At 59.8% G+C, this 25,820-nt stretch carries 24 protein-coding genes and 1 pseudogene; 20 read left to right on the top strand and 5 right to left on the bottom strand.

From position 1 onward, the window contains the following. Positions 1–522: 522 nt before the first annotated feature. The gene (gene gltA, locus BLT65_RS38765) at positions 523–1,824 is read right to left on the bottom strand and encodes a citrate synthase (RefSeq protein ID WP_091788500.1); all 1,302 of its coding nucleotides are present in this window, start codon (positions 1,822–1,824) and stop codon (positions 523–525) included. A 407-nt stretch (positions 1,825–2,231) separates the two neighbouring features. On the opposite strand from gltA, the gene BLT65_RS38770 reads away from it, so the two are divergent. Then, positions 2,232–2,633: a hypothetical protein gene (locus BLT65_RS38770; protein WP_042316899.1), complete on the top strand. Its 402-nt coding sequence runs from the start codon at positions 2,232–2,234 to the stop codon at positions 2,631–2,633. A 15-nt stretch (positions 2,634–2,648) separates the two neighbouring features. Here BLT65_RS38770 and BLT65_RS38775 read toward each other — a convergent pair whose 3' ends face one another. From BLT65_RS38775 to BLT65_RS38785, 3 genes are all read right to left on the bottom strand, one after another. After that, positions 2,649–3,431, bottom strand: a complete 783-nt coding sequence (locus BLT65_RS38775) for an alpha/beta fold hydrolase (RefSeq protein WP_091788676.1) — start codon at positions 3,429–3,431, stop codon at positions 2,649–2,651. A 185-nt stretch (positions 3,432–3,616) separates the two neighbouring features. Continuing rightward, entirely contained in the window at positions 3,617–4,669 is a 1,053-nt protein-coding gene (gene mreB / locus BLT65_RS38780) for a rod shape-determining protein (RefSeq protein WP_091788503.1), read from the bottom strand. A 224-nt stretch (positions 4,670–4,893) separates the two neighbouring features. Then, complete coding sequence (locus tag BLT65_RS38785; RefSeq protein WP_091788678.1) at positions 4,894–5,553, bottom strand: alpha/beta hydrolase; 660 nt, start codon at positions 5,551–5,553, stop codon at positions 4,894–4,896. A gap of 283 nt (positions 5,554–5,836) precedes the next feature. Here BLT65_RS38785 and BLT65_RS38790 point away from each other — a divergent pair, with 283 nt between their 5' ends. Continuing rightward, on the top strand, positions 5,837–7,489 hold the full coding sequence (locus tag BLT65_RS38790) for a DHA2 family efflux MFS transporter permease subunit (protein ID WP_244186942.1): 1,653 nt from the start codon (positions 5,837–5,839) through the stop codon (positions 7,487–7,489). Between the two features lie 29 nt (positions 7,490–7,518). On the opposite strand, the gene BLT65_RS38795 is transcribed toward BLT65_RS38790, so the two are convergent. After that, the gene (locus tag BLT65_RS38795) at positions 7,519–8,274 is read right to left on the bottom strand and encodes an AraC family transcriptional regulator (protein WP_091788506.1); all 756 of its coding nucleotides are present in this window, start codon (positions 8,272–8,274) and stop codon (positions 7,519–7,521) included. A 180-nt stretch (positions 8,275–8,454) separates the two neighbouring features. Here BLT65_RS38795 and BLT65_RS38800 point away from each other — a divergent pair. From BLT65_RS38800 to BLT65_RS38880, 18 genes and pseudogenes are all read left to right on the top strand, one after another. Beyond that, positions 8,455–8,703 (top strand): annotated as a pseudogene (locus BLT65_RS38800) (site-specific integrase); the annotation flags it as partial. 165 nt (positions 8,704–8,868) lie between these two features. After that, the gene (locus tag BLT65_RS38805) at positions 8,869–9,744 is read left to right on the top strand and encodes a helix-turn-helix domain-containing protein (protein ID WP_091788509.1); all 876 of its coding nucleotides are present in this window, start codon (positions 8,869–8,871) and stop codon (positions 9,742–9,744) included. 87 nt (positions 9,745–9,831) lie between these two features. After that, positions 9,832–10,725, top strand: a complete 894-nt coding sequence (locus BLT65_RS38810; protein ID WP_091788512.1) for a PhzF family phenazine biosynthesis protein — start codon at positions 9,832–9,834, stop codon at positions 10,723–10,725. Further along, the gene (locus BLT65_RS38815) at positions 10,722–11,234 is read left to right on the top strand and encodes a RidA family protein (RefSeq protein WP_091788515.1); all 513 of its coding nucleotides are present in this window, start codon (positions 10,722–10,724) and stop codon (positions 11,232–11,234) included. The genes BLT65_RS38810 and BLT65_RS38815 overlap by 4 nt, the downstream gene beginning before the upstream one ends. A 46-nt stretch (positions 11,235–11,280) precedes the next feature. Continuing rightward, positions 11,281–12,018, top strand: coding sequence for a transporter substrate-binding domain-containing protein (locus tag BLT65_RS38820; protein ID WP_244186944.1), 738 nt, complete (start codon positions 11,281–11,283; stop codon positions 12,016–12,018). Then, on the top strand, positions 12,015–12,671 hold the full coding sequence (gene glnP, locus BLT65_RS38825; protein ID WP_091788518.1) for a glutamine ABC transporter permease GlnP: 657 nt from the start codon (positions 12,015–12,017) through the stop codon (positions 12,669–12,671). The genes BLT65_RS38820 and glnP overlap by 4 nt, the downstream gene beginning before the upstream one ends. Then, complete coding sequence (gene glnQ, locus BLT65_RS38830) at positions 12,668–13,396, top strand: glutamine ABC transporter ATP-binding protein GlnQ (RefSeq protein WP_091788522.1); 729 nt, start codon at positions 12,668–12,670, stop codon at positions 13,394–13,396. Before glnP ends, glnQ begins: the two co-directional genes overlap by 4 nt. Positions 13,397–13,442: 46 nt before the next feature. Further along, positions 13,443–14,627: a serine hydrolase domain-containing protein gene (locus tag BLT65_RS38835; RefSeq protein WP_091788686.1), complete on the top strand. Its 1,185-nt coding sequence runs from the start codon at positions 13,443–13,445 to the stop codon at positions 14,625–14,627. 563 nt (positions 14,628–15,190) lie between these two features. Next, on the top strand, positions 15,191–15,574 hold the full coding sequence (locus BLT65_RS38840; protein WP_091788525.1) for a transporter suffix domain-containing protein: 384 nt from the start codon (positions 15,191–15,193) through the stop codon (positions 15,572–15,574). A 1,488-nt stretch (positions 15,575–17,062) separates the two neighbouring features. Beyond that, entirely contained in the window at positions 17,063–17,284 is a 222-nt protein-coding gene (locus tag BLT65_RS46800) for a hypothetical protein (protein ID WP_143036639.1), read from the top strand. Between the two features lie 235 nt (positions 17,285–17,519). Continuing rightward, entirely contained in the window at positions 17,520–18,479 is a 960-nt protein-coding gene (locus BLT65_RS38845) for a SphA family protein (protein WP_091788527.1), read from the top strand. Between the two features lie 366 nt (positions 18,480–18,845). After that, positions 18,846–19,586, top strand: a complete 741-nt coding sequence (locus BLT65_RS38850) for an SDR family oxidoreductase (protein ID WP_091788529.1) — start codon at positions 18,846–18,848, stop codon at positions 19,584–19,586. A gap of 90 nt (positions 19,587–19,676) precedes the next feature. Then, complete coding sequence (locus tag BLT65_RS38855) at positions 19,677–20,543, top strand: ABC transporter substrate-binding protein (protein ID WP_091788531.1); 867 nt, start codon at positions 19,677–19,679, stop codon at positions 20,541–20,543. Between the two features lie 398 nt (positions 20,544–20,941). Continuing rightward, on the top strand, positions 20,942–21,523 hold the full coding sequence (locus BLT65_RS38860; protein WP_091788533.1) for a flavin reductase: 582 nt from the start codon (positions 20,942–20,944) through the stop codon (positions 21,521–21,523). A 37-nt stretch (positions 21,524–21,560) separates the two neighbouring features. Next, positions 21,561–23,114, top strand: coding sequence for a 4-hydroxyphenylacetate 3-hydroxylase N-terminal domain-containing protein (locus tag BLT65_RS38865; RefSeq protein ID WP_091788535.1), 1,554 nt, complete (start codon positions 21,561–21,563; stop codon positions 23,112–23,114). 99 nt (positions 23,115–23,213) lie between these two features. Then, positions 23,214–23,804 carry a malonic semialdehyde reductase gene (locus BLT65_RS38870; RefSeq protein WP_091788537.1) on the top strand — a complete coding sequence of 197 codons (591 nt, stop codon included), beginning with the start codon at positions 23,214–23,216 and terminating at the stop codon, positions 23,802–23,804. 32 nt (positions 23,805–23,836) lie between these two features. Further along, the gene (locus BLT65_RS38875) at positions 23,837–24,724 is read left to right on the top strand and encodes an FMN adenylyltransferase (protein ID WP_091788539.1); all 888 of its coding nucleotides are present in this window, start codon (positions 23,837–23,839) and stop codon (positions 24,722–24,724) included. A 21-nt stretch (positions 24,725–24,745) separates the two neighbouring features. After that, on the top strand, positions 24,746–25,816 hold the full coding sequence (locus tag BLT65_RS38880) for a maleylacetate reductase (RefSeq protein ID WP_091788540.1): 1,071 nt from the start codon (positions 24,746–24,748) through the stop codon (positions 25,814–25,816). Positions 25,817–25,820: the final 4 nt, after the last annotated feature.

The raw sequence follows: 25,820 nt of genomic DNA on the forward strand, positions 1-25,820 counted from the left end.
CGGTCCGAAGTGAGGCGTATGTCGGTCTACGGCCTACACACAGTTTGCCACCTGGGCGGCGGTAGAGTATCCGGCACGGCGTGGTGCAGCGCGGGTGCGTGAAGCGGGTGAGGCGCACTGCAAGAGCGCTGGCAACGAACTTGGGTCACGTGGTTGCCGTGTGAAGCGTAAGAACCTTCGGGGGCCCTCAGGCAAACACTAGCACTGGCGGTGTTAGCCGCTTTCTTTTGCCTACTTTTCTTTGCGGCGGCAAAGAAAAGTAGGTGCCGCCCCGCACAGGGGCGACGCTTGAAGCTAGATAACGCATCGCGGATGCCAGCGCATACGCAGAGCCACCCATATGATCGACACAGCAAATCGCAGCCACCACCACGAAGCCAAATCAAAAATCCGTCGCAGACAAAAACAACAAAGCAAAAAAAGGCGCCACTCCCCTCATGCGGAAGCAGCGCCTGCGCTTTCACCCAACACCGCGGATAGCGGCATCCAAAAGCGAGCCTAAATAATGAAAATGAACAACCCTTACCGCTTCGCGATCGGCTGCGCCTCCCGCGCCGTCTCGCCAACGAACAATTGCCGCGGACGCCCAATCTTCTGCTCAGGATCAGCGATCATCTCATTCCACTGCGCGATCCAGCCCACAGTACGCGCCAGCGAGAAAATACAGGTAAACATCGCAGTCGGAATGCCCAGCGCACGCTGCACGATCCCCGAGTAGAAATCGACGTTCGGATACAGCTTGCGCGAAACGAAGTATTCGTCTTCCAACGCGATCTTCTCCAGCGCCATCGCGAGCTTGAACAGCGGGTCGTCATGCAGACCCAGTTCATTCAGCACTTCGTGGCAGGTCTCGCGCATCAGCTTCGCGCGCGGATCGTAGTTCTTGTACACGCGGTGACCGAAGCCCATCAGCTTCACGCCCGAGTTCTTGTCCTTCACCTGCTCGATGAACTTCGGAATGTTGTCGACGGAACCGATCTCTTCCAGCATGTTCAGCGCCGCTTCGTTCGCGCCGCCGTGCGCCGGGCCCCACAGACACGCGATCCCCGCCGCGATACACGCAAACGGATTCGCGCCCGACGAGCCCGCCAGACGAACCGTCGAAGTCGACGCATTCTGCTCGTGGTCCGCGTGCAGAATCAGAATACGGTCCAGCGCGCGCACCAGCACTTCGTTGACCTTGTACTCCTCAGCCGGGTTCGAGAACATCATGTGCATGAAATTCGCGCTGTACGACAGATCGTTGCGCGGATACACGAACGGCTGGCCGATCGAATACTTGTACGCCATCGCGACGAGCGTCGGCAGCTTGGCGATCATGCGGATCGCGGACACGTCGCGGTGCGTCGGGTCGGAGATATCGAGCGAGTCGTGATAGAACGCCGACAGCGCGCCGACTGCGGCGACGAGAATCGCCATCGGGTGCGCGTCGCGACGGAAACCACGGAAGAAGAAGTGCATCTGCTCATGCACCATCGTGTGCTTCGTGACGGTGTCCTCGAATTCCTTCTTCTGCTGCAACGTGGGCAGTTCGCCTTTCAGCAGCAGATAGCACGTCTCGAGAAAGTCCGCGTTTTGCGCAAGGTTATCGATCGGATAGCCGCGATACAGCAGCTCGCCCTTGTCGCCGTCGATATACGTGATAGCCGAATTGCACGCCGCCGTCGACATGAAGCCCGGATCGTAAGTGAATTTGCCCGTTTGTCCGTACAGCTTGCGAATGTCGATCACATCCGGACCCAACGATCCTTTATAAACCGGCAGTTCAATCTTTTCGTCGCTATCGGAAAACGACAGCGTGGCTTTAGTCGTTGATACGTTCATCAGGGATTCCTTTCGACATTGCATTGCTCTGAACACGCGAGGCCAGATGTGCGGCGCCTCACGCGCACATCGAACAACAAACGTGCGCGCCGGCTAGTACGCGTTTTGCCGCACCCGGCAGCCGTCAGCATTTTAAGGCGCGCACGGCGTTTGATTGCATCCCTCGTACGCAACAATCCATCTCGCACCAAGCAATACTCGACCAGCCGACAAGGCTTTGCATCGACAGGCAAATGAAAGTAAGCGCACCCGCAGCAACAATGTTTTGCTTCACGCAGGACGCCAAACGCAATCGCGTCTGAGATACTGAATCTGTGTTTAGCTTCCCCTGCAAACACAATGCTGTCTTGGACCCGCCATAGAAACGGCGGGTCTTTTTTAAAGTCAGACACAGGAATAACCACAAAATGAACATGAACCTCGACACGCTCTTTCCCGCGACCGAAGAAGCCGAAGACATCGTCGTCACGGCGCTGAACCACCAGGACATCGTGCTGGCGATGTCGGCCGCGCTCGCCTCGGAAAAAGTCGCCGTGCTGCACATGCTGTATCCGCGCACGGACGCGCGCACGCATCGCAGCCTCGACGAACTGGTCGACCGTCTGCATGGACATGGCCTGCATCAGGTCGCGCGGCTCGTCTCGCAGGAAGCGCACTATCTCGTGTTCAAGGAACCCGCCAAGGCGTGGAAGGCGTTCAACGAAATCCGCCACGACTCGCTCGCGATCGGCGTGCATCTGTACTACTGCGGCCTGATCGGTGAAGGCGCCGAGCGCGCGCTCGATATCGACGCGCACGCCAAAGACTGACGCTTTAAAAGAAGCTCAACGCGCGCCTTGAATGAACGCGTCGACGAAACGGTTGAAGGCGGCAGGATGCGCGAGGTTCATGCCATGCGATGCGCCCATCACCGTTTCGCGCCCCGCGTCCGGCAGCCATGACGCGAGCGTTTCGGCCGCGCGCCGGAACATCAGCGGACTCTTCTCGCCGTCGATCAGCAGCACGGGGCACTTCACGTCGTTCGCGCTGTCGGGCGTATAAGCGGGCAGCGGATCGCGGAACTGGCGCGCGAGCGTATGCGCATTGTCCGTCGCCATGCGCCGGAAGGCCGGCGTGCTCTTCGCCCAGAAACCCGGGCGGCTCACGGAATCGACAAACAGTTGCAGGCCCGCGTCGACCTCCCCTTCTTCGATCAGTTGCGCGGCACGCGCCCGCAGCGCATTGACCGTCTCCGGCAAACTCGCCGGCGCGCGTCCCGCAATCTGCAACGGCCCGCCGGGATCGGCGAGCGTCAGCGTCTTCACATGCTGAGCATGACGCCGCGCGAAGTGATACGCGACGCAGCCGCCGCGTGAATGACCCACGACATGCGCAGGCCCCGCGCCGAAGCGCTCGATGAACTGCGCGACTTCATCCGCATGATTGCTCCAGCTGAACGGGATCGTGGCGGGCGTTTCAACGGCGGGCCAGTAATGCGTGAGGCTCACGGCCACGCATCGATAACGCTTCGATAGACCCGCGAGTTGCGGCTCCCAATAGCGGTAATCGCACAGCGATCCATGCACGAAAAGCAGCAGTTCGCCGTCGCCCTGTTCGACGTACGGCATGCTCAAGCCGTTGGGCAATTCGATGGAAAGCGTGGATGAAGCGGAAGTCTGATTCACAGAAAAGAGGCAAATGAAAAGGCGCGCATTATCCATGAAATGCGCGCCGTAAAAGCCTCATTGTCACATGACGCCGGCGCCCACGCGCACCACAGAAAGCGCGCCGTAAGCAATGTCAAACGATTGCGTCAGTCGTACGCACCTGTATCTAGCAGGCCTGCGCTCGCCGCCGCACCGGCACCGCGCACGGCACACGTGAGCGGCTCGTCTGCGACTCGCACGTCGAGGCCCAGTTCATTGCTGAAATAGCGCGCGAGATTGCCGAGCAGCGCGCCGCCGCCCGTCAGCACGATGCCTGCGTCCGCGATATCGGTGACGAGTTCGGGCGGCGCGTTTTCCAGCGCGGCCTTCACGGCGATCAGCACCTGGCGCAGCGGCGCGGCGATGGCGTCGACGACATCCTGCGTCGACAGCTCGACCGTGCGCGGCAGGCCGTCGTCGACGCCGCGTCCCGTCGCGCGCATCGTATCCGGCGGCACGACGGCAAGCGCCGAGCCGATGGTCTTCTTCACATGCTCGGCCGTCTGCTCGCCGAGCAGCACGCCGAAGTTGTTGCGCACGTGCTTGATGATGGCGGCATCCAACTGATCGCCGCCGACGCGAATCGAGCCGTTGTACGCCGTGCCGCCCAGCGCGATCACGCCGATTTCCGTCGTGCCGCCGCCGATATCGACGACCATCGAGCCCGTCGCCGACGACACCGGCAAGCCCGCGCCAACCGCCGACGCGAGCGATTCATCGATCAGGTTCACCTTCCACGCACCCGCCGCAGCCGCCGCCTCGCGAATCGCGCGGCGCTCCACCTGGGTCGCGCCGGCCGGCACGCAGATCGTGAACGCGGCGCGACGCGCGAAGAACGGACGCGGACGGGCCATATCGACGAATTGCCGGATCATGTGTTCGGCGGCGGAGAAATTGGCGATCACGCCGTGGCGCATCGGCCGCACCGCTTCAAGGTTGAGGGGCACGCGGCCGAGCATCTGCTTGGCCTCGCTGCCGACCAGCGCGACGCGCTTGCGTCCCGCCGACTCCTGCTTGTCGAAGCACACCACGGACGGCTCGTTAAGCACAATGCCGCCGTCATCGGTATAGATCAGCGTATTGGCAGTGCCGAGATCGACCGCCACGGACGAGCGGAAAAGGCGTCCAAAAAGCGATGACTGCGCATTCGATCTGGCCATGTTCAGGCTCTTTTGAAAGAAGTGAGCTGCGTTGTAAGCAGCGAAAACGTCAAACGTACGGCGCAGCGATGCTGCGCGTGCGTTCCTCGGAAACTTTTTCCGGCTATTGATCGCATATCGGCAGATGCCCGGCGAACTTTAGGAGAATGAATTCGAAAACGTCCTTACGGCCGCTTACACGCGGCCGTAAGACGTATCACGCAGAGGATTGGAATGCGAAGGACTTAGCCGCGGGCGAGCGGCGCAAGCGCGCGCACGAGGGCCTCGCGGCCCAACGCGACGCCTTCACCGGAAATCGTGTGGCCGACGCCCGGCAGTGCGAACGCCTCGACGTCGAAGCCCGCGTCGTGCAGCGCGATGGCGGCACGTTCGGTTTCGTCGACAGAGATCACCGCGTCGTCTTCACCGTGGATCAGCGTCACGGGCGTGGCGCTCTTCGCGGTGACGGGCGACGCGAGCCGCCCCGAAAACGCGACCACCACGGCCGCACCTTGCGGATTCGTCGCCACGTGATGCAGCGACATCATCGAGCCCTGCGAGAAGCCCACTAGTGCCAGTTGCCCATAGCCGAGGCCGTGATGCGCAAGCTCGGCGTCGAGCATCTTGTGCAGCGCAGGCCAGGCAGCCGCGACGCGTCCCGTACGGTTCTGCTCGTCGACATTGCGCAGGCTGAACCACTGACGCCCGCCGAAGCCGCCGTCGAACGGCTCGCTGCCGTCGAGCGACGTGAACGCAGTTTGCGGCAGCGCTTCGCGCCAGATGTCCGCGAGCGGCACGAGGTCCTGAGCATTGCTGCCGACGCCATGCAGCAGCACGACCAGCGAAGTCGCGGGTCCCGCGGCGGGTGCGAGCCGCCAGCCGTTGTCGAATTGTTCCCAGGCCATCGCCTTCATCCTTTCGTATTGCGCGGCGCGCACCGCGGGCATTGCGTCGCTGCCGAATCACGCATCGTACGCGCAGGCGGGAGCATACGACGCGTCCCGTATTTTTGCGTGGATTTCACGCAAAACGTCTGCGGCGCCCAACACCTGACATCGACGCGCGACACGGCACTGGACAACGCATTTCTGATTCGCTCTCCGCCTGCGCGTGAGCGCCTGGCCGATGCCGTTCGGCGCTTGCGACTATCATCGCCATGTTGCGCCGCGCGAGCATGCACGGCAACGCATGTCGCGCGACACCTCTTCACCGACGGAGACCCGCTTGAGCGAACCGAAACAACCCGACCCGTCGTCCGCCCCGCCGTCCGCCCCTTCGAAGCCCGCCGGGCCGCCGGGCCCGCCCGCGCAGCCGCCGCTGCAAGGCGGCCAGCTGGTGCTCGCGACCTTCGCCGTCGCGCTGGCCACGTTCATGAACGTGCTGGACACCTCGATCGCCAACGTTGCGATTCCAACCATCTCGGGCAACCTCGGTGTATCCGTCGATGAAGGCACGTGGGTCATCACCGTGTTCGCTGCATCGAACGCCGTATCGATTCCGCTGACGGGCTGGTTCACGCAGCGCTTCGGGCAGATCAAGCTGTTCGTCGGCGCGATTCTCGGCTTCGTGATTGCGTCGTGGCTGTGCGGCGTCGCGCCGTCGCTGCCCATTCTGCTGTTCGCGCGTGTGTTGCAGGGCGTCGTCGCGGGTCCGCTGATTCCGCTGTCGCAAGCCATTCTGCTCAGTTCGTGGCCGAAGGCAAAATCGTCGACGGCGCTCGCGCTATGGGCGATGACGGCGACCGTCGGCCCGATCGCGGGCCCGGCGCTCGGCGGCTGGATCACGGATAGCTACTCGTGGTCGTGGATCTTCTACATCAACATTCCCGTCGGCATTTTCGCGGCGGGCGCCACGTGGATGATCTACCGCACACGCGAAACGCCGACCCGCAAGCTGCCCATCGACGTCGTCGGCCTCGGCCTGCTGGTCACGTGGGTCGCATCGCTGCAGATCATGCTCGACAAGGGCAAGGATCTCGACTGGTTCGGCTCGCCCGTGATCGTCGCGCTCGGGGTCACTGCCGTCATCAGCTTCGCGTTCTTCCTGATCTGGGAACTGACGGAGCCGAATCCGATCGTCGATCTGAGGCTTTTCACACAGCGCAACTTCCTCGGCGGGACGATCGCGATTTCGGTCGCCTACGGCGTGTTCTTCGGCAACCTGGTGCTGTTGCCTCAATGGATGCAGGAGTACCTGAACTATCGTTCCGTCGACGCCGGCCTCGTGACCGCGCCGCTCGGCATCTTCGCGGTGATCCTCGCGCCCGTGATGGGCCGCGTACTGCCGCGCTCGGACGCGCGCATCATCGCGACGCTCGCGTTCGTCGGTTTCGCGATCGTGTTCTTCATGCGCTCGAACTACGTGGTCGAGATCGACACGTGGCATCTGGTGCTGCCCACCTTGCTGCAAGGCATCCCGATGGCGATGTTCTTCGTGCCGCTGACAGCCATCATTCTGTCGGGGCAGCCCGGCCCGAAGATCCCGGCGGCGGCGGGTCTGTCGAACTTCGTGCGTGTGTTTTGCGGCGCGGTCGGCACGTCGATCGCGGGTACGGCTTGGAACAGCCGCACGATCCTGCATCACGAGCGCCTGACCGAGCAGGCCAACGCGAACAACCCGGTATTTGCGCAGCAGATCGACAACACGCAGACGCTGCTACACGTCAGCCCGTCGACATCGAATGCACTATTCGATTTCACGGTGAACACGCAGGCCGCGATGATGGGGCTGAACGACATTTTCTATGCGTCGGCGATCATCTTCGTGCTGATCATTCCGCTCATCTGGATCACGCGGCCCGCGCGTGGCGGTGGTGGCGCGGATGCGTCGGGCGCGCATTGATCTCGCCGTCAGGAACAGCCGCTTGAAGCTCAGCGGAAGAAACGCGCGGGCGTCTCGCCCAGCGCGTCCTTGAACACCGCAATAAACGACGATACGTCGCTATAGCCGACCTCGAGCGCCACCTGCGTGACGCTCGCGCCGGCGCCAAGGCGCATCAGCGCCGTCAACAACCGCAGTTGCTGACGCCACTGGCCGAACGTCAGCCCCGTTTCCTTCGTGAAGAGGCGCGCCGCCGTGCGCGCGGTGATCGACGCCTGCTCGGCGAAATCGTCGAGCACGCCGGCGCGGGCCGGATCGGCAGCGAGCGCATCGGCGATATGCCGCGCGCGCAGATCGCGCGGATACACCAGCGACAGCGCCACTTCCGTCAGCCGTGGCAGGCGGTCGGCGATCACAGCCAGCAGGCGAAGCTGTTCGGCATCGGCGGGTGCGGTCGCGTCGAATTCCGACGCCGCGCCGAGCAATTCATCCATCAGACCGTTCACGGCCACCACGCAGCAGCGCGCGGGCATGAGCAGCGCGTCCTCGTCGGCGTACAGGATGCGCAGCACGACGGGTGTCGCCGACGACATCCTGTGCAACACGCCCGGCAGCATCCAGACAGCGTGATGCGACGGCGCGACCCACAGCCCGTTTTCCGTATGGACTGCCAGCACGCCTTCCGCGACCTGCACGAACTGCGCACGGCGCATGCTCTGCCACGGCTGATCGAGCGCATCGTGGCGCACGCCCAGCACGAAAGCCGAACGCGCGACAGAATCGGGATCGAGGGAAGCAGCACTCATTTGGACGTGTCCGTTTAGCCCTGTTGGGGACCGAAACCAATCAAGACTAGCATGCGGACGACTTGCATGCTTCATCGCAGCGCGACGCCGCGATCGGTCGAACAAATTCGAGATTTGGCTTGACGGACTATCGTTAGATATATATCTAACGATACATCTTAAGACATTCGAGATGCCGACATGCGCCAGCGCATGATCGACGACATGCACATGCGCCAGCTTGCCCCGGAGACGCAGGACATCTATCTGCACATCGTGCGTGAGTTCGCCCGGTTTCTCGGGCGCTCACCTGACACGGCCACGGTCGAGGACCTGCGCCGCTACCAGCTCTATCTGGTCGACCACGGCACATCGGCCGTGTCGCTGAACCACGCGATCACCGGCCTGAAGTTCTTCTTCAGAGTCACGCTCGACCGGTCCGAACTGATGTCAGGGGCAACCGGACGCAGCCGCATTTTGGACTGGTATCCTTCCCCCAATCCCTTTGATGCTGTGCCCGTCCCTCGCGACTCCACGCTACGCAAGGCGCTTCAATCGCAATCCGGTCACAGCATGACCCTCTTCTGAATCGCATGAATTGCATGGAGTATCGCCATGCTACGAACGTTCACACAACTCTGTCAGCCGGCCAACAAGGCTCTGCTCGTCGCTGCCGATGAAGGGCACGCAACGCTTACCGGCAGCGGCACCTACGCGATGCCGTGGCACTGGCACGACTGCCTGATGTTCATCCTGCCTGGCCAGGGCGCCGTCGAGCTTCGCCACGAAGACCGGCGTGCGGGCACCTGGCTGTCTCAGGATCGCTTCGCGGTCGTACCGTCAGGGCGCGCCCATCAGACCCGCGCCGGATGCGCAACTCACAGTCACCTGGCCGTCTATGTGACGGGGGACGCGCTGCACAAGCTCGATACCGGCGTCGGCTCGCTCAGCGAATTCCGCCGGCGCACGCGCACGCCGATTCTCGTGCGAAGGACGGCCGCGATCCGCGCGCTGCAGGATCTCTCACAGCGCAACGACATGAGTAGCTATGGCAGCGCGGCATCCCGCCAGGCCTTGTCATCGGCCCTGCTGATGCAGTGTATCGGCGAGGTCATCACCGGGAAGACGGAACTGGGGACATCGCCGCGCGAACACGGCATGGCGCTGGTCGCCGACATCGAAGCCTTCGTAGCCCACCACGCCGACCAGGAGATTCCCCTCGACATGCTGGAAGAGCGTTTTGGCATATCCCGGCGTCACATCACGCGTCTGTTCCGCGAACGCACGGGAGTCTCGATCGGCGAGTTCCAGCAGCGCACGCGTTACGACAATGCCTGCCGCCTGCTCGCTGAAACGGATCTGCCGATCGGCGAGGTGGCGTTCCGCGTCGGCTTCGAAAGCGGCGCCGCCCTGGCACGTGCGATGCGCCGCGTCGGCGGCCACTCGCCTTCCGGTCTGCGAGCAAGGATGGCCCGTTCGGTCAAAACGTAGGGCCCGTTCGAACGCGCGGCGCGGCGCCGCTCCCCGTAATCTGACCGGACAGAAACACATCCCCCGGTCAGCGGGGCTCACGCCGCCATGTCTTTGCGCCCTCAAGTCGAACTCGTCAGCGTCTTTGCCGCCGGCCCCGGCGGCGGCAACCCCGCGCCCATCGTGATCGACGCCGCCGGTATGTCTGACGCGGAAATGCAGGCCGTCGCGCGGCACTACGGCCACGAAAGTGGCTTCGTCCTGCCCGCCGCGCCCGGCTCAGACTGCGATTATCAATTCCGCTTCTGGGTTCCGAACCACGAGATGTCGATGTGCGGCCACGCCACCGTCGGCGCAGTCTGGCTGCTCCATCAAGCCGGACGCCTGCAACGCGACCGGCTGACCCTTCAGACGCGCAGCGGCCAGGTCGCTGTCCGCATCACCGGCTACACGGATCAGGGCGCGGCCGTCGAAATCTCTCAGCCCATGGGCCGCGTCGAGCCGCTGCCGCAGCACAGCCAGAGCGAGATCCTCGACGCGCTCGGCATCGGTGACGCGCAACTCGCGCCCTTGCCGATCCAGAACGCCTGCACCAGCCGGGTCAAGACACTGATTCCGCTCAGCAGCCCCGCCGTTCTCGACGCCCTTCAGCCGCGCTTCGACCGAATCGAAGGCGTGTGCGAGCGGATCGGCTCCACCGGCCTCTATCCTTACGCGATCTCCGATGCCGGCCGGCAGATCTTCGATGCCCGTCAGTTCCCGCGCGCTTCAGGCTATCCGGAAGACGCAGCCACCGGGATCGCAGCCTCCGCGCTGTCGTTCGGCCTGCTCGCCAATGGGATGGTCGAAGCGTCCACGCGGACCATCACGATCCGTCAGGGACGCGCGATGAGACGCCCGTCGCAAATCTCGGTGCGATTCAGCGTCGAGTCCAGTCACGTGGACGGCTGCTGGCTGGGCGGACCGGTCTGCTTCGAAACGCGCACTGGGACTCCGTCATGACGATCGATATCGCGGACCGGCTTGGGCAACTGGGCATGACACTGCCGCCTGCGCCATCGCCGCGAGGCGCCTACACGGGCGTGGTGATCCATCACGACATCGCTTACGTCAGCGGTCAGGTCAGCCGCGTCGGCGAACAGGTGATCGCTGGCCCCGTCGATCACACGACGCCGCCTGAGGTAATCCGGCACGCCGCACACACTTGCGTGCTGCGCGCGTTGAGCGCGCTCGCGGCAGCGCTGCCACCCGCGACGAGGGTCGAACGCATTCTCTTTCTGCGCGGCTTCATCAACGCCGTACCCGACTTCGTGAACCACAGCCAGGTGATGGATGAAGCCTCGTCCCTGCTACACGAAATCTTCAGCGAAATGGGCCGACACGCAAGATCGGCAATCGGCGTTGCCAGCCTGCCTGGCGGTGGGCTGCTCGAAATCGAACTCACTGTTTCGCTGACGCACGAAGCCGATCGACATCAGCCAGACGCAACGCCACAACAAGACGCCAGATAGCCCAGCACGATCACTCAACGAGGAGAAAACCATGAATCGCCGTCAATTGCTGCAACTGGGCCTCGCAGCCGGGCCCGCCATCTTGCTGTCCCGTTCCGTCCGGGCGGCCGATGCCGAACTGGTGGTCGGCTCCAACGTGGGCGCCCCGCCGTTCGCGTTCAAACAGGGCGACACCTATTCCGGTTTCGACGTCGAGGTTTGGAGCGAAGTCGCGAAGGGATTGAACCGGAAATGGCGCCTGCAACCGATGGAATTCGGCGCGCTGATCCCGGCGCTGCAGACCCACAATCTCGACGTGATCGTCTCGCAGCTATTTATCAAGCCGGAGCGGCAGCAGGTGATCGATTTTTCGACGCCGTACTACAAAAGCGGTCTGATCGCGTTGACCCGCATTGACAACACCAGCATCCGCACCCCGGCCGATCTCGCTGGTAAACGCATCGGCACCGAGACGGGCACGGTCGCAGTCAACTACATCAAGGATCACATCAAGGACGCCACGCTGGAGCAACTGCCTAGCATCAATAACGCGCTGCTCGCGCTGGAAGCAGGCCGCACCGATGTTGTCGTCTATGACAAGCCGCAACTGCTCTACTACGCCAACACCGCCGGGAAAAACAAGGTCCGGGTCATCCTGCCCGCTCTGGAAGGCCTCGACGTCGGCATGGGCTTTCAGAAAGGCAGCCCGCTCGTTGCAGCGGCTAACGTTCAGCTCGCTGCGATGAAGGCGGATGGACGGCTCGCCGCGCTCAACCGTAAATGGTTCGGCGAGGCGTCGTCATGAACTTCGATTGGGCGGCCCTCATTGCTGCATTGCCGGACCTGCTGCAAGGACTTCGGCTGACCCTGCTGATCGCGCTGACAGGACTGACGGGCGGCGTAGCGCTCGGTGTCATCGCGGGCGTGACGCTGACCTACGGCAGTCAGGCCGCAGCGTTTCCGGCGCAGATGTATGTCGCCTTGATTCGCGGCACGCCAATCGTGGTCCAGGTCATGTTCGTGTACTTCGCGCTGCCGATCATGATGGACATCCGCATCAGCGCGACCAGCGCCGCCATCATCACGTTGATCGTCAATTCCGGCGCCTACAACGCGGAGATTATCCGTGGCGCGCTCCAGGGCGTGCCGGGCGGATTGCGCGAGGCTGGCATGGCGATGGGTCTGCCATTTCATACCACGCTGGCTCACGTCATTGCACCCATCGCGTTCAGACGCGCGCTTCCGGCAATGGGCAACCAGTTCGTCAATCTGGTCAAGGACACCTCGATCTTTCTCGTGATCGGCGTGGGCGAACTGACGCGCAGAGGCCAGGAAATCATGGCCGAGAATTTTCGTGCGGTGGAGATCTGGACTGCCGTCGCGGTCATCTATCTGCTCGTCATCAGTCTGCTTGCACTCGGCCTGCGAGTGCTCGAACGGAGAGTACGCCTGCCATGAGCATGATCGAATTCCAGCAAGCCTCGAAGCGTTTCGGCCAGCACGTCGTTCTGCATCCGCTTGACCTCAGGATCGAACGAGGTGAAGTCGCCGTCATTGTCGGCCCGTCCGGCTCCGGCAAATCGACGCTGCTTCGCTGTATTAACGGGCTTGAGACGATCAGTTCCGGCGATCTGCGCGTCGACAACATCAGCGTGTTGGGTTCGGCCCGCGACGTCCGGCGTATCAGGCTCGAAGCAGGCATGGTGTTCCAGCAGTTCAATCTGTTTCCAAACCTGACGGCGATGCAGAACGTCATGTTCGGGCCGATCCGCGCACGCCACCAGACTAAGGCCGAGGCACGCGACATCGCGAGCGCGCTGCTGGAGAAAGTCGGCCTCTCGCAGCGGATGCATCACTATCCGTCGCAGCTTTCCGGCGGCCAGCAGCAACGTGTGGCCATCGCGCGAGCGCTTGCCGTGCAGCCCAAGCTGATGCTCTTCGATGAACCGACTTCGGCGCTCGATCCCGAGTTGCGCCAGGAGGTGCTCAAGGTCATGCAGACCCTCGCCTGCGAGGGCATGACGATGGTCGTCGTGACGCACGAAATGGGCTTCGCACAGCGCGTGGGTTCGCGCCTGCTCTTCATGGAAGCGGGCCGTGTCGTACACGACGGCAAGCCCGTTGAGATGTTGTCCACGCCGCCTGGCGAGCGTTTTCGCGAGTTCCTTCAACATGTTCATTGACGTCCTTGCAAACGACGCCAGTACGCCACAGGAGTCTGCAGTCAAGATGAATCCGTCACGTTTTGAAAGCGACTACGGCTTTCGCCGCGACAGTGTCCGGCACGATAACTGGCGTGAAGCACCATGGAATCTCTGGGCCTTTCGCCATGTCCACGAAATCATCCCGACAGCACGAATTCCTGCCACGTCGGGCCGTCCTGAAGAACCCGTGGTCAGTCCCGACGCGCTGACGGAACTTCAGTTCGTAGTCCATGGCGAACGCCGATCGGTTGCGCAGATCCTGCGGCAGACCTCCACTGATGCGATCACCGTGATGCGAGCCGGACGTTTCGTCGCCGATTTTCACGCGCCGCACTTCACGCTGCAAAGCCGCCATATCCTGTTCTCGGCCAGCAAGTCAGTCGCCGGCCTGCTTGCGGGCATGCTGTTCGGAGACGGTCTTCTGGACCCTGAAGCTCCCGTGGCGCAATACGTGCCCGAACTCACGCGTTCGGCCTTCGGCGATGCGCGCGTCAGGCATGTGCTGGATATGCGGACCAGCCTCGCGTTCAACGAGGACTATCTCGATCCGAATGGCATCTATGCACGCTACAGGCGGGCGGGGCTGCTGGATCCGCGCCGCGAAGGCGAACCGGCGGAGACGGTGATCGATCTGCTCGCCTCCCTGCCCAAAGGTGCGGGCGAGCATGGCGGCCCGTTCCATTACTGCTCGCCCAACTCGGATGTGCTCGGCCTCGTGATCGAGCGCGCCTCCGGCCAGCGCTATACAGACTTTGCAGCCACCCGTCTGTGGCAACCACTAGGATTGCGGCACGACGGTTGCATCACGGTGGACATCGCCGGCACTGCACGCTCCGGCGGCGGCTTATGTATGACCGTGCGCGATCTGGCGAGGATCGGCGAGCTGGTGCGCCTGGGCGGCGAGATCAACGGGCGCCGACTGATACCTGCGGACTGGATGACCGATACGCTCACGGGCGGCAGCGCAGAGGCATGGCGACAAGGCAATTTCTCTAGCTGGCTGCCGAATGGCAAGTACCGCAACAAGTGGTATCAGGTGGGCAACGTCAGCGGCGCGTGCTTTGCGATTGGCATTCATGGCCAGTGGCTCTATGTCGATCCGCAACGCGAGACCGTGATCGCTAAATTTTCGTCGCAACCCCTACCGACTAACGACGAAGTGAAGATGCTGAATCTCGCATTGTTCGACGCGATTGCGGCAATGGGATGAGGCACTTGTGGTTGTTGGGCCCTGTTGCCGTCGCGAATCAGGATCAACAACCGCCGCTCAGCTCAACTCTATTCGGATTTCCAGTAGGTGTGCAGCTTCGCGGAAGCTCATATCAACCGACTGTCTCCGACATCACAAGCACCATACACAACGTTGCCCATGCCCGCGGCGACCGGGCAGCGAGATGCTTAACACGCAAACCATACGCAGATGATGACTGGCTTCATTACGTTGTGGAATAGTGTCTATGACACCGCATACGTAGATGGGTTAATTTGGCGGGTCTAATGTCCTTGCATGAAGTTGGCTCGCAATTTCCATCGTCTCAACCTCAGCAGGAATCTGCTTCACTTTAGAGAAATCGGTAGATCGGTTGACATTAGGAGAATGGAAATATCACGCCCTTAATGTTAAAAATATTTCGATGACCGATCAATCGGCCGAATAAAAACCACCGTCGTCATTTAACTTGGTACATCCCTATCTATCGATGAGGCATTTGACTTCTGTAAAAGCTTCATCGTCTGGATAACCGAAACGCAAGATAACCTGAGCCCGGTATCATGACTTTCTCAGACATCAAAGCTGACGCAAAGACCGCGAACGGATGGCGTTTCAAACTTGGAATGGGCCTCTTTGTCTCCGCTTTTGCGTTGTTGCCAATCATACCTATCGCCGCTTCTCTCGGCACATCCGCAACAACCATGGCTGCTCTGACGGGGATCATTCTCCTCGCGAACAAGCTTCTGCTTATGATTTGTGTGGCGGCGATGGGAAAGCCCGGCTTTCAACGGCTCAAGGCGACCGTGATGGGCTATGTAAAACGTTTGGCCCCTACGAGGACAGGTGGCTCCGCACGCCACCTGAGCGGGCTGATGAAGTCTGTCACGAACTGGGGACGCAGACGCGCCCAGCAGCGCGTTGATTCAGATGACAGCGCCGCATAAATGCCACCAGCGCTAGGTAGTTGACGCATGATATCTCAATGAGTCAGTCACCGTACGCTTTGCTGGCTAGCGTGTCGTAATTCAATGATTTCAGGTTAGTTCACCTCTCCAGATCCCCAAGGCGAATCAATCGCCGCGTTTTCTAACAATTCTCCGGGGCAGCTTTGACTTCTCCATTCTGAATTGGCCCACAAACTTATCTAACGCATAGTCACAGTCTCGGCTACCGCGGGCGGCACGGTAGAAGATCGACCGACCGGTGCTGTGGATTAACGGCGCCGAACAGGGCCATTCAAGTAAGGCTTGACTGGCACCTTCGCATTGGCGCGGGCGGTGCATCGTATTGAATTACTTGATCGATATAGAGTCGACGTGTGCTTCGGCTAGCGTGCCGCCTTCACGAAGGTGGAGTTGACCGGGATAAGAATCGAATCCGCGAAGTTCGAAAGGATCGGCTTCATTACCATGGGTAATAGTATCTATGACGCTGAGCCCGTAGAGAGATTAATTTGGCGAGCCTAATGTAGTTGAACGGCATCACTTGCAGTATGCAGCGTCCCGACTGACGGCAAGTCCGCTGCAATACACCGAAATCCGTAGGTCGGCTCGACATCAGGAGAAGCGGAATGTCATACGCGCTACGACAGCAGCATGGCTTACCCGGTGAACTCAAGCGCGAACACGCCCTCTTTTCCGGCATTGGCCCGCCGTCGAGCAGCCTCCAGTCAACCCCTCTCTCTAAGGCGGAACCGCGATCCACGATCGCCACGAATACCGGAGCGGGCGGCCGTGCAACCGCCACCAAAGCGGCCGTTAGCTCGATGTGCGACGCGCCAACAGCACCCCTTCTCGACGCAAGCAACAGAAGCCCTGCGCGTCGCCTCGTCAATACAAACAGCGTGCCGCCCGTCGACCATCTCACCGCAGGACCGATACACGTCTTCCCGATTTCATCAAGCACCCGTCAGTTCTCAACGAGCGGTCGCGTCGCGAGCAACAGTTGGCGGTGTACTCCGAGCCACACGCCCTGTATCACCGATGGGTCGCTATCGCAACACCACGATGTCCACGACCATGAAGATGGGTAACCCATCTCGCCTCTCTTACGTGTCCGCTTGCGGCCAATCACGCCGGTGCCGTTGATCTTCCCGGCAATGCTGCTTTGTGTTCGTGATCACGTGGTCCACTCGTGTCTGATCACCCATGAAGTTGCGCACCGCGGTTCAAGCCGGCAAACAGTCTTTTGCATCATTTAGAGGCGGACGCGATATCTGGATCATCAATGAAGAGACACCGCGTATGCGGACTCCGTCGCAGCATTTGCCGTGCGCGTTGTGCTGACCGTCGACTTCGCTTGTCACGCACCTGGTTTCGTGCCGCCGAAATCGACCTCAACTGTGATTCCTACACGCTCAAGCATCTGTCTATGCAGTGACACGCGGCACAAGCCTGAATCACCGAATTGCCCATCATCGAGGAACCGATGCTATGCCGAAGGTTGAAATCAACAACATCATGCTCGACCGCATGCACGGCCGCAATGACTTGCGGGAGTACGCAGTTCCCGATAAGCAACTGCCAACGCTCTTCCTGAAAAAAACAACGTCAACCCGCAGATCGAAGGCGAAAACAAGCAGGCATCCACACGAATCAAGTTCTTTCGGAATGCCACGCCTAAAGGCAGTTATCGGATTGCCGCTGCGTGCTTGACCGGATTGGAATGCACGCCGATGTCGACTTTTCCGTGGGGTCTCGGTCATCAAAATGTTGAGAAGCCTTCTGTTCATACTCCGCGCCTCTCATTGGCGTAACCATACGTGCTCGCATAGGCGTTCCGGGTCGATGGGCAGACACATGCGCCACTAACGCGCTCCGTTTTTCCATCCCGTACGAAGAAACTCATCAATAGCGCCGTTCAAAGTCGGACGAGCGCAAAGGGGAAGTTATGCCTTTTTTCGAGTTTGGCGGCTGTTGTCGTTCGATAGGTGTCACCCTGCTGGCGAGCGCCACGCTTGCGTCAATCTGGACAACGACCACGCATGCCACGGAAGGCGGCGGGAGCAACTATCCCGTCGGCGTGAACACGCTACTTTCGGGCGTTCAGCCTCCCCCGGGCACCCACATCTATGTCTATCTGCAGGAATACGAGGCAACAACGCTCGAAGGCAATAACGGAAGCCCGAACGCCAGCGTATCGGAGTTCTCGCTGCACGCGCAGGCGGCAGCTTTCAGACTGTCTCATGTCTGGCGGGATGTAACGTTCCTCGGTGCAACTCTCGAATCGCGGACGAATATTCCCTTTGTCAATCTCGATCTGCACTTCGACGCGCACACGCCGAAAGGTACGGTCTACAAAAGCGGCACAGCGACCGGATTGTCGGACCTGACTGTCGGGCCACTCTTCCTCGGATGGCATCTCGGCAACCTGCATCAGATCCTGGGCCTCGAGTTCTTCTTGCCAACGGGCAGTTACGACACAAGCCGGATCGTGAACCCGGGGCGGCACTACTACTCGATGCAGCCGAACTACGCCGTCACGTGGATGCCCGTGCCGAATGTGGAATTCAGCGCTCGTGCGCTTTACAGCATCAATTCCGTCAACCACGTAACCGACTATCACTCGGGGAACGAGTTTATCGTCGACTACAACGCCGGGTTTCGCTTCACTCCGATGTGGCAGATCGGGGTGAGTGGCTATTTCTATAGACAGGTGACAGACGATACACAGCACGGTCAGTCGGTAAATGGCAACGGGAACCGCGGAGAGGTTCTTGCTGTGGGCCCGTCGGTCGCCTACGGCACACGTAAGTTCTCTGTGGCGCTCAAGTACCAGCGCGAAATGATGGCTCGCAACCGGCCAGAAGGGAATCGGATCTGGCTGCAGATGTATATGCCTTTCCAATAGACGTCGTGCTGTCGTCGATCGACAGGGTCTGGCCTTCGCGATCGCAACATCACGCGATCGGTCGACTGCTCATCATGCAGGCTCTCCCCTTCATTCCGCGACGGAATAGTGTCTATGAGGCTGCATCCGTAGAGTTAAGTGTTTGCGCGGTGTACTGTAGCTCAGACGAAACATCCGAAATATCTCGTCGTAGATCGAACACGATGAGCGCCCCCATCGCCCGGATTTTAGGTTATTTGCCGTTCCACCCGATCGACCTGAGAGAGGAGCTAATTCCCCAATGTGTACAACTTATTTGATCCATGCGAGTCCGCTTATGCGGTCTGTTACGTCATCCCCGATGCGCCCTGAAATGGAGGTGACGTCATGGCAGTCGCGCTGATCACGGGAGCCAGTCGAGGCATTGGTGCAACCATTTCGATGACTTTGGCCCAACAAGGGTACAAGGTGGTTGTGAACCATCGTGCCAGTGCACCGCAAGCCGACGACGTCGCTGCCACGATCGTCGCGGCAGGCGGAGAAGCCATGGTAATCAAAGCCGACGTCACCGAGTCGAACGATGTCGCCGCCATGACCGACGAAATCAATCAGCGATGGGGTGGAGTCGACGTTCTCGTACACAACGCGTTGACGCCGTACGACGTCATTTCATTCGCCAAGCTGAACTGGGAACAGCTCGGCGGTAAGGTCGACACTGAATTGCGCGCCGCCTTCCTGACAACCAAAGCGGTTGTGCCCGGAATGATCTCTCGCGGCCACGGGCGGTTGATCTACCTGAGTACTCTGCTATCGCGTCGCCCACGCGACGGCATGATTACGTTGGGCACGGCCAAGGCTGCCTTGGACCAGTTCGTGCGATACGTCGCATTGGAACTGGCCCCTAACGGCATCACCGCCAATCTCGTCGCGCCGACCACGGTGGAGGGCGCTACGTCAGCCGGGCTGATCTCCGCCGAACGGCTGAAAGCGATCGCCGCATCCATCCCGATGGGCCGGCTCGCCCGTCCAGAAGAGGTCGCCAATACAGTGGCGTACCTGGCAAGTGATGCGTCGGGCTTCACCACCGGCCACTACATTCCCGTAAGCGGTGGCTTCGGAATGGAATGACCTTCAAGAGCACCCGTATCGTATCCAAGGCTCGAAAAGGAACTACTTCTCCGATCCACCTGTTTGACCTGACAGAGGTGTTAATTGCCAATGCTCTCGATTGACCTCACTTATGTAGGGGCCGGTATTCACGAGGAACTGATAGCACACGTAGCCGATCAAGAAGGATACTTCGAAGATGAAGGCGTTCGCGTCGCGCTCCGCGACGGAGCGGTCTGGAATACTGAGCGCGTGCGCGCCGGAGCAACCATCGGTCTCGGCCGCGCACTGATCTCGCGGATGACCAGCGGCATCCAATGGACCGCCCTGAGCGTCAACACGCACCAACCGCTCTTCTGGTTCGTCGGCGCCAACGGCGTGAAGTCAATGGAAGATCTCCGCGGCCGTCGACTGGCGGTCCACGGAGCGCGTACTGCTCCTGGGGTTTTCGCGCGGATCGTGTTACGCAAGCACGGGCTGGATCCCGACCGGGACGTCGAATGCGTGGAGCGAATCCCAGGTGACTATCAAATGGACCTGAGACGCCTTCGCGACGGGTCGATTGATGCGGCGTACGTGGGCAGCACTTTATCGGCTGAACAGGTGGTCCAGGAGGAAGGTTTTTCGCTGCTGTCCTGGGTGGGCGACCATTTCCAGATTCCCACCGTTGGACTCGCCGTGGACCCTTCGCGCATCTCGCTCGACGATCCAGCTTTGCAGGCGTTGGTACGGGCCTATAAACGGTCGCTCAAGACGATCGCCGAACAGCCCAGCCTGGCCATCGAACATATTGCCTCGATGCTAGGCCGGTTGACTCACGCTGAAGCGGAGCAACACTACGAGCGCTACATCCGACCACATTTCACCACTGACGGCCGGGTGGACCTCAAGGTTGCCAAAGAAGGCGTTGCTGCCGTTGCCGCCGAACTCGGCGTCTCTGCAGGTACCGCCGACCAGATGTATCTGTCGACCTTATAAGCGGGCCGCTGCATCGATCTGGATAGCGTGCAGTGCCGTCTGATGGAACTATTTCCGGCCCGCACGCCCCGCAACATAGACCCAGCAGAGAATTTTGCCCAGCCACGTTAAAGCGTTCAACGTGGCTGGGATTTTAGTCTGGTTAGTTCATTTCTAATAAACCAGAAAGAATTTGGCGTGACCGCCAAACTCACGCGCGGCTCTGACGTTACGGATTTTTGTGGGGCGAACGATCCAATGAAGCGGACATGAACATCTTTTATCTCCACGTCCATGTATCGAAGGAATAGTGCTTATGCCGCCAATCCGTAGATTCCTCCAAAAAAATCGATAACAATAAATTCCAGTATCAGAAAGGAAAACAGTCGCCCGAGTAACCTTCCATCTGGAGACGCGGTATGCCGAACAAGCAGATAACCCAAGAGTCAGAACCCCGCTTCACAATTGCCGCGCGGCAGGCAAATGTTCCGGAAACAGAATTCACCGAAGTAAGCGCGACTGAGATGAGAGACGCGCTTTCCAAGGCAATCACTCCCGTGACTGTCGTCGCTACAGACGGCCCAAGTGGAAGAGCTGGTGTCACCTGCTCTGCCGTCTGCTCGGTTTGCGACACGCCGCCCACTATCCTGGTTTGCGTAAACCGGAATAGCTTCACCAACGGTGTAATCAAAGCGAACGGGATACTCACTGTGAACTGGCTGAGTGCCGATCAAAGTGAACTGTCTCAGCTTTTTGCCGGGGTCGGCGGGCTGTCAATGCCAGAACGGTTTGCGAGAAGTCAATGGGGAACGCTGGCGAGTGGCGCACCTTACTGCAAAGAAGCAATGATGACGCTCGACTGTCGTGTTGCAGATGCCATTGAAGTTGGAACGCACAGCCTTATTTTCGCGCGCGTCATTGCAACCACGAAGGCAGATGAGGGTCACCCCCTCGCTTACTATCAGCGCGCCTACGCAACGACCCAACCCGCAACATTTTAACCAGTCGTTTTCATTTAAATACTCGAAGGAGAAAACCATGATCCGAACCGGTCGTCAATACCTCGAATCGCTGAATGACGGGCGTCAAGTCTGGGTTGGAAACGAAAAGATCGATAACATCGCCACGCATCCGAAAACGCGTGACTATGCGCAGCGTCATGCAGATTTCTACGATCTTCATCATCGGGCCGATCTGCAAGACGTCATGACCTATGTCGACGAAAACGGCAAACGCCGTTCAATGCAATGGTTTGGTCATCACAACAAAGACCAGCTCCGTCGTAAGCGGAAGTACCACGAGACGGTAATGCGCGAAATGGCCGGCGCATCTTTTCCCCGAAGCCCCGATGTGAACAACTACGTCTTGCAGACGTACCTTGATGATCCCACGCCATGGGAGACCCAATCTATCGGCGCGGAAGGTCACATCAAGGCAAAAAACATCGTGAACTTCGTCAATTTTGCGAAGGACAATGATTTCAATTGCGCACCGCAATTTGTCGATCCGCAAATGGACCGCTCCAACCCCGAAGCACAGGCTCGCTCACCGGGTCTTCGTATCGTCGAACAGAACGAGAAGGGAATCGTTGTCAACGGCATCAAGGCAATCGGCACTGGCGTCGCCTTTGCCGACTGGATCCATATCGGCGTGTTCTTCCGTCCGGGTATTCCTGGCGAGCAGGTTATTTTCGCGGCGACGCCCGTCAATACAAAAGGGGTGACGATCGTTTGCCGTGAAGGCGTCGTGAAGGATGATCCGATCGAACACCCGCTCGCCTCCCAAGGCGACGAACTCGACGGCATGACCCTTTTCGAAAACGTCTTCATTCCGTGGACGCATGTCTTCCATATCGGCAATCCTGAGCATGCGAAGCTTTACCCGCAACGTGTGTTCGATTGGCTGCATTACCATGCGCTGGTTCGCCAGATGGTGCGCGCAGAACTGATGGCAGGCCTGGCCGTACTGATTACCGAGCATATCGGAACCAACAAGATTCCGGCCGTCATGACCCGCGTTGCGAAACTGATCGGGTTTCACCAGGCAATGTTAGCCCACGTCATAGCGGCCGAAGAGTTGGGCTTCCATACACCTGGAGGACACTACAAGCCGAATATTCTGGTCTACGACTTCGGCCGCGCGCTCTATCTGGAGAACTTCTCGCAGATGATCTACGAGCTGGTCGATCTTTCCGGGCGCAGCGCACTGATCTTCGCCAGCGAAGACCAATGGAACGACGCAACGCTCAATCCGTGGTTTGAACGCCTGAACAGCGGCCCCGTCGGCAAGCCGCATGACCGCGTGCAGATCGGCCGTGTGATTCGCGACCTGTTCCTGACGGACTGGGGCAGCCGCCTGTTCGTTTTCGAAAACTTCAACGGTACGCCGCTGCAAGCCATTCGCACCCTCACCATGCAACGCGCCGAATTCTCCGGGGCCGGTCCGTACGCAAAGCTCGCTCGCAAGGTTTGCGGAATCGAGCTGGAATCCGATGGCACCAGCGATTACAAAGCCACTGCCGACTACGCGAAAGCGCTCGATTCGGCACGACACCAGGAATCGCTGGCACTCAGCGGCACCATGGCCATCTGACGCATTGGCAGCCTGCGTTCGCTAGCTGCCTGCGCCGGAACCGATGGAAGTACCGTGCTTTTGCACGGTACTGTTTCTCTCCAGAGAAGGTGACAAATTATGGTTGAAGAGAACTTTTTGGACCGTGTGTTTCGCAAGGGTCGTAGCCAGAACGGATGGCTCGACGAACCGGTATCGGACGAACAGTTGAAGCAGGTTTACGAACTGATGAAGTGGTGTCCCACTTCAGTCAATTGTTCACCGGCGCGAATCGTTTTCGTGCGTAGTGAGGCTGGAAAGGCGAAACTGAAAGACGCTTTGAGCCCAGGGAATATCGAAAAAACCATGACTGCGCCTGTACTCGCAGTAGTCGGATATGAGACGCGGTTCTATGAGGAGTTGCCAAGACTCTTTCCGCATAATCCTGCGGTCAGGGCCTGGTTCGAAGGCGAAGCAAAGATCGGGTTCGCAGAAACGACTGCCTTCCGCAATGGAACCTTGCAAGGCGGATATCTGATCGCAGCGGCGCGTGCGGTCGGCCTGGACTGTGGTCCGATGTCCGGTTTCGACAATGCGAAAGTCGACGCCACGGTGTTTGCCGGCACATCGATCAAGTCGAACTTCATTTGCGGCCTTGGTCGCGGCGACCCTTCCAGGTTGTTTGCTCGCAGCCCGCGGCTCTCTTTTGAAGAAGTCTGCAAGGTAATCTGATCTGCTGTTAATGACGCGTATGGGAGTCTTCCATGATAGTCATCTCCGATCCAGGTGAGTTCAATCTGTCCGGGTCGGCTGTGTCGATCGGGATGTTCGATGGTGTTCACCGTGGACACAGGCGTGTTTTGCGGAACCTGCGAGATCGAGGATCGGTCTTGCAGATTCCCACCGTTCTCGTCACGTTTGATCCTCACCCGCTTGCCACGTTGCGTCCTGATTCGTGTCCACCGCTACTATCCACGCTAAATGGTCGCATGGATCTGTTAGCGTCCACCGGATGTGTCGACTATTGCGTCGTTCTGAAATTCGATCGACGGCGAAGTACCGAATCGGCCGATGATTTTGTACGGGGAACGTTGGTTGACAGTTTGGGCTTACGCTCATTGATCGTCGGCGAGAATTTCGCGTGCGGCAGTGGTCGACAAGGGAATATCGCGTACTTGCGCAATCTCGGCGATCGCCTGGGATTTGACGTACGCCCCGTGCCGCTCCGTTCGACCACCCACATTGAGAACGGCGTGCATTGTTCTTCGAGCGAAACACGAAGGCTAATCCAGCAAGGTGATATCGCTGGCGCAAATGCAATGCTGGATCGCCCGCATGAGTTGTCCGGGACGGTGTACGGCCCGAATGAATCTACTTGCCGCGTGATCGACCTCCTGGTCCCCCGCGATATGTGTTCACCGCCGTTGGGAGATTACGCTGGAACGGTGAGAAAGCACAATGTTGCGGCGCCATGGATTGGCGCGATCTTGCAGGTTCGAGAACAACATCCATCCGTTGGTGCGCGCACGCTGCGCCTGCTTGTTGAGAAGGACACGGAAAGCGCGCCCGGTGACGCGATGACCGTCCGATTCCATGACAGGGCGAAATCGGCTACGAGCCGCTTCGCATTCGCCAACACGGCCTCTATGTGACGAATCCAGATTAGAACAATCATGAATAACTTTACCTATACGAGCCGTCCACAGCGAGTTGTCTTTGGCGTCGGGGCTCTAGCCCAGATCGAAGCAGAAGTCGATCTGCTTGGCGCCCGTCGCGCACTCGTACTCGCCACACCTGATCAGCGTCGGGATGCAGAACGACTAGCGGAGATGCTCGGACCTCGCGTCGCCGGCGTGTTCGATCGGGCGACCATGCATGTACCCGTTGAGATCGCCCGCGAAGCGCGCGATTTTGCGCGCCGTCTGGATGCCGACTGCGCGATAGCAATCGGCGGTGGGTCGACGACAGGACTTGGAAAGGCTATTGCACTCGAGTCGGACTTTCCGATTCTTGCCGTTCCGACGACCTATGCCGGTTCCGAGATGACACCGATCTACGGCATAACCGAAGCGGGGTTGAAGAAGACCGGCCGCGATATTCGCGTGATGCCAAAGACAGTGATCTACGATCCCGAACTCACGTACTCGCTGCCGGTTTCGTTGAGCGTCAGCAGCGGGATCAATGCGATCGCTCACGCGGCGGAAGGTCTTTACGCCATAGACGCCAATCCGATTACAAACCTGATGGCGGTCGAGGGAATTGCCGCCATCGGACGATCGCTCCCGCTTCTGACACTCGACGCTGACAATGCGGAAGTTCGGCGCGCGCGCTCGGACGTGCTCTATGGTGCGTGGCTGTGTGGTTCCGTGCTAGGGAACGTCAGCATGGCTCTGCATCATAAACTTTGCCATACGTTAGGCGGCACTTTCAACCTGCCGCACGCAGAAACTCACACCATTGTCTTGCCACATGCACTTGCCTATAACGCAATGGCCGCCTCCCGTTCAATGGAGCGCATCGCTGGCGCGCTAAATGGCAACAGCGCGCCGCAAGCCACTTTCGATCTGGCGAAAATGAATGGCGCACCTCTTGCCCTGAAGGATATCGGAATGAAAGCGTCGGATCTCGACAAGGCATGCGCTATCGCGCTGGAGAATCAGTATCCCAACCCTCGTCCGCTAGAGAAATTGGCTATAAGGCAATTACTGCAGGATGCGTACGAAGGTGTACGACCGCCTATCTGATTGC

The organism is Paraburkholderia steynii (assembly GCF_900100565.1).
Lineage (GTDB): Bacteria > Pseudomonadota > Gammaproteobacteria > Burkholderiales > Burkholderiaceae > Paraburkholderia > Paraburkholderia terrae.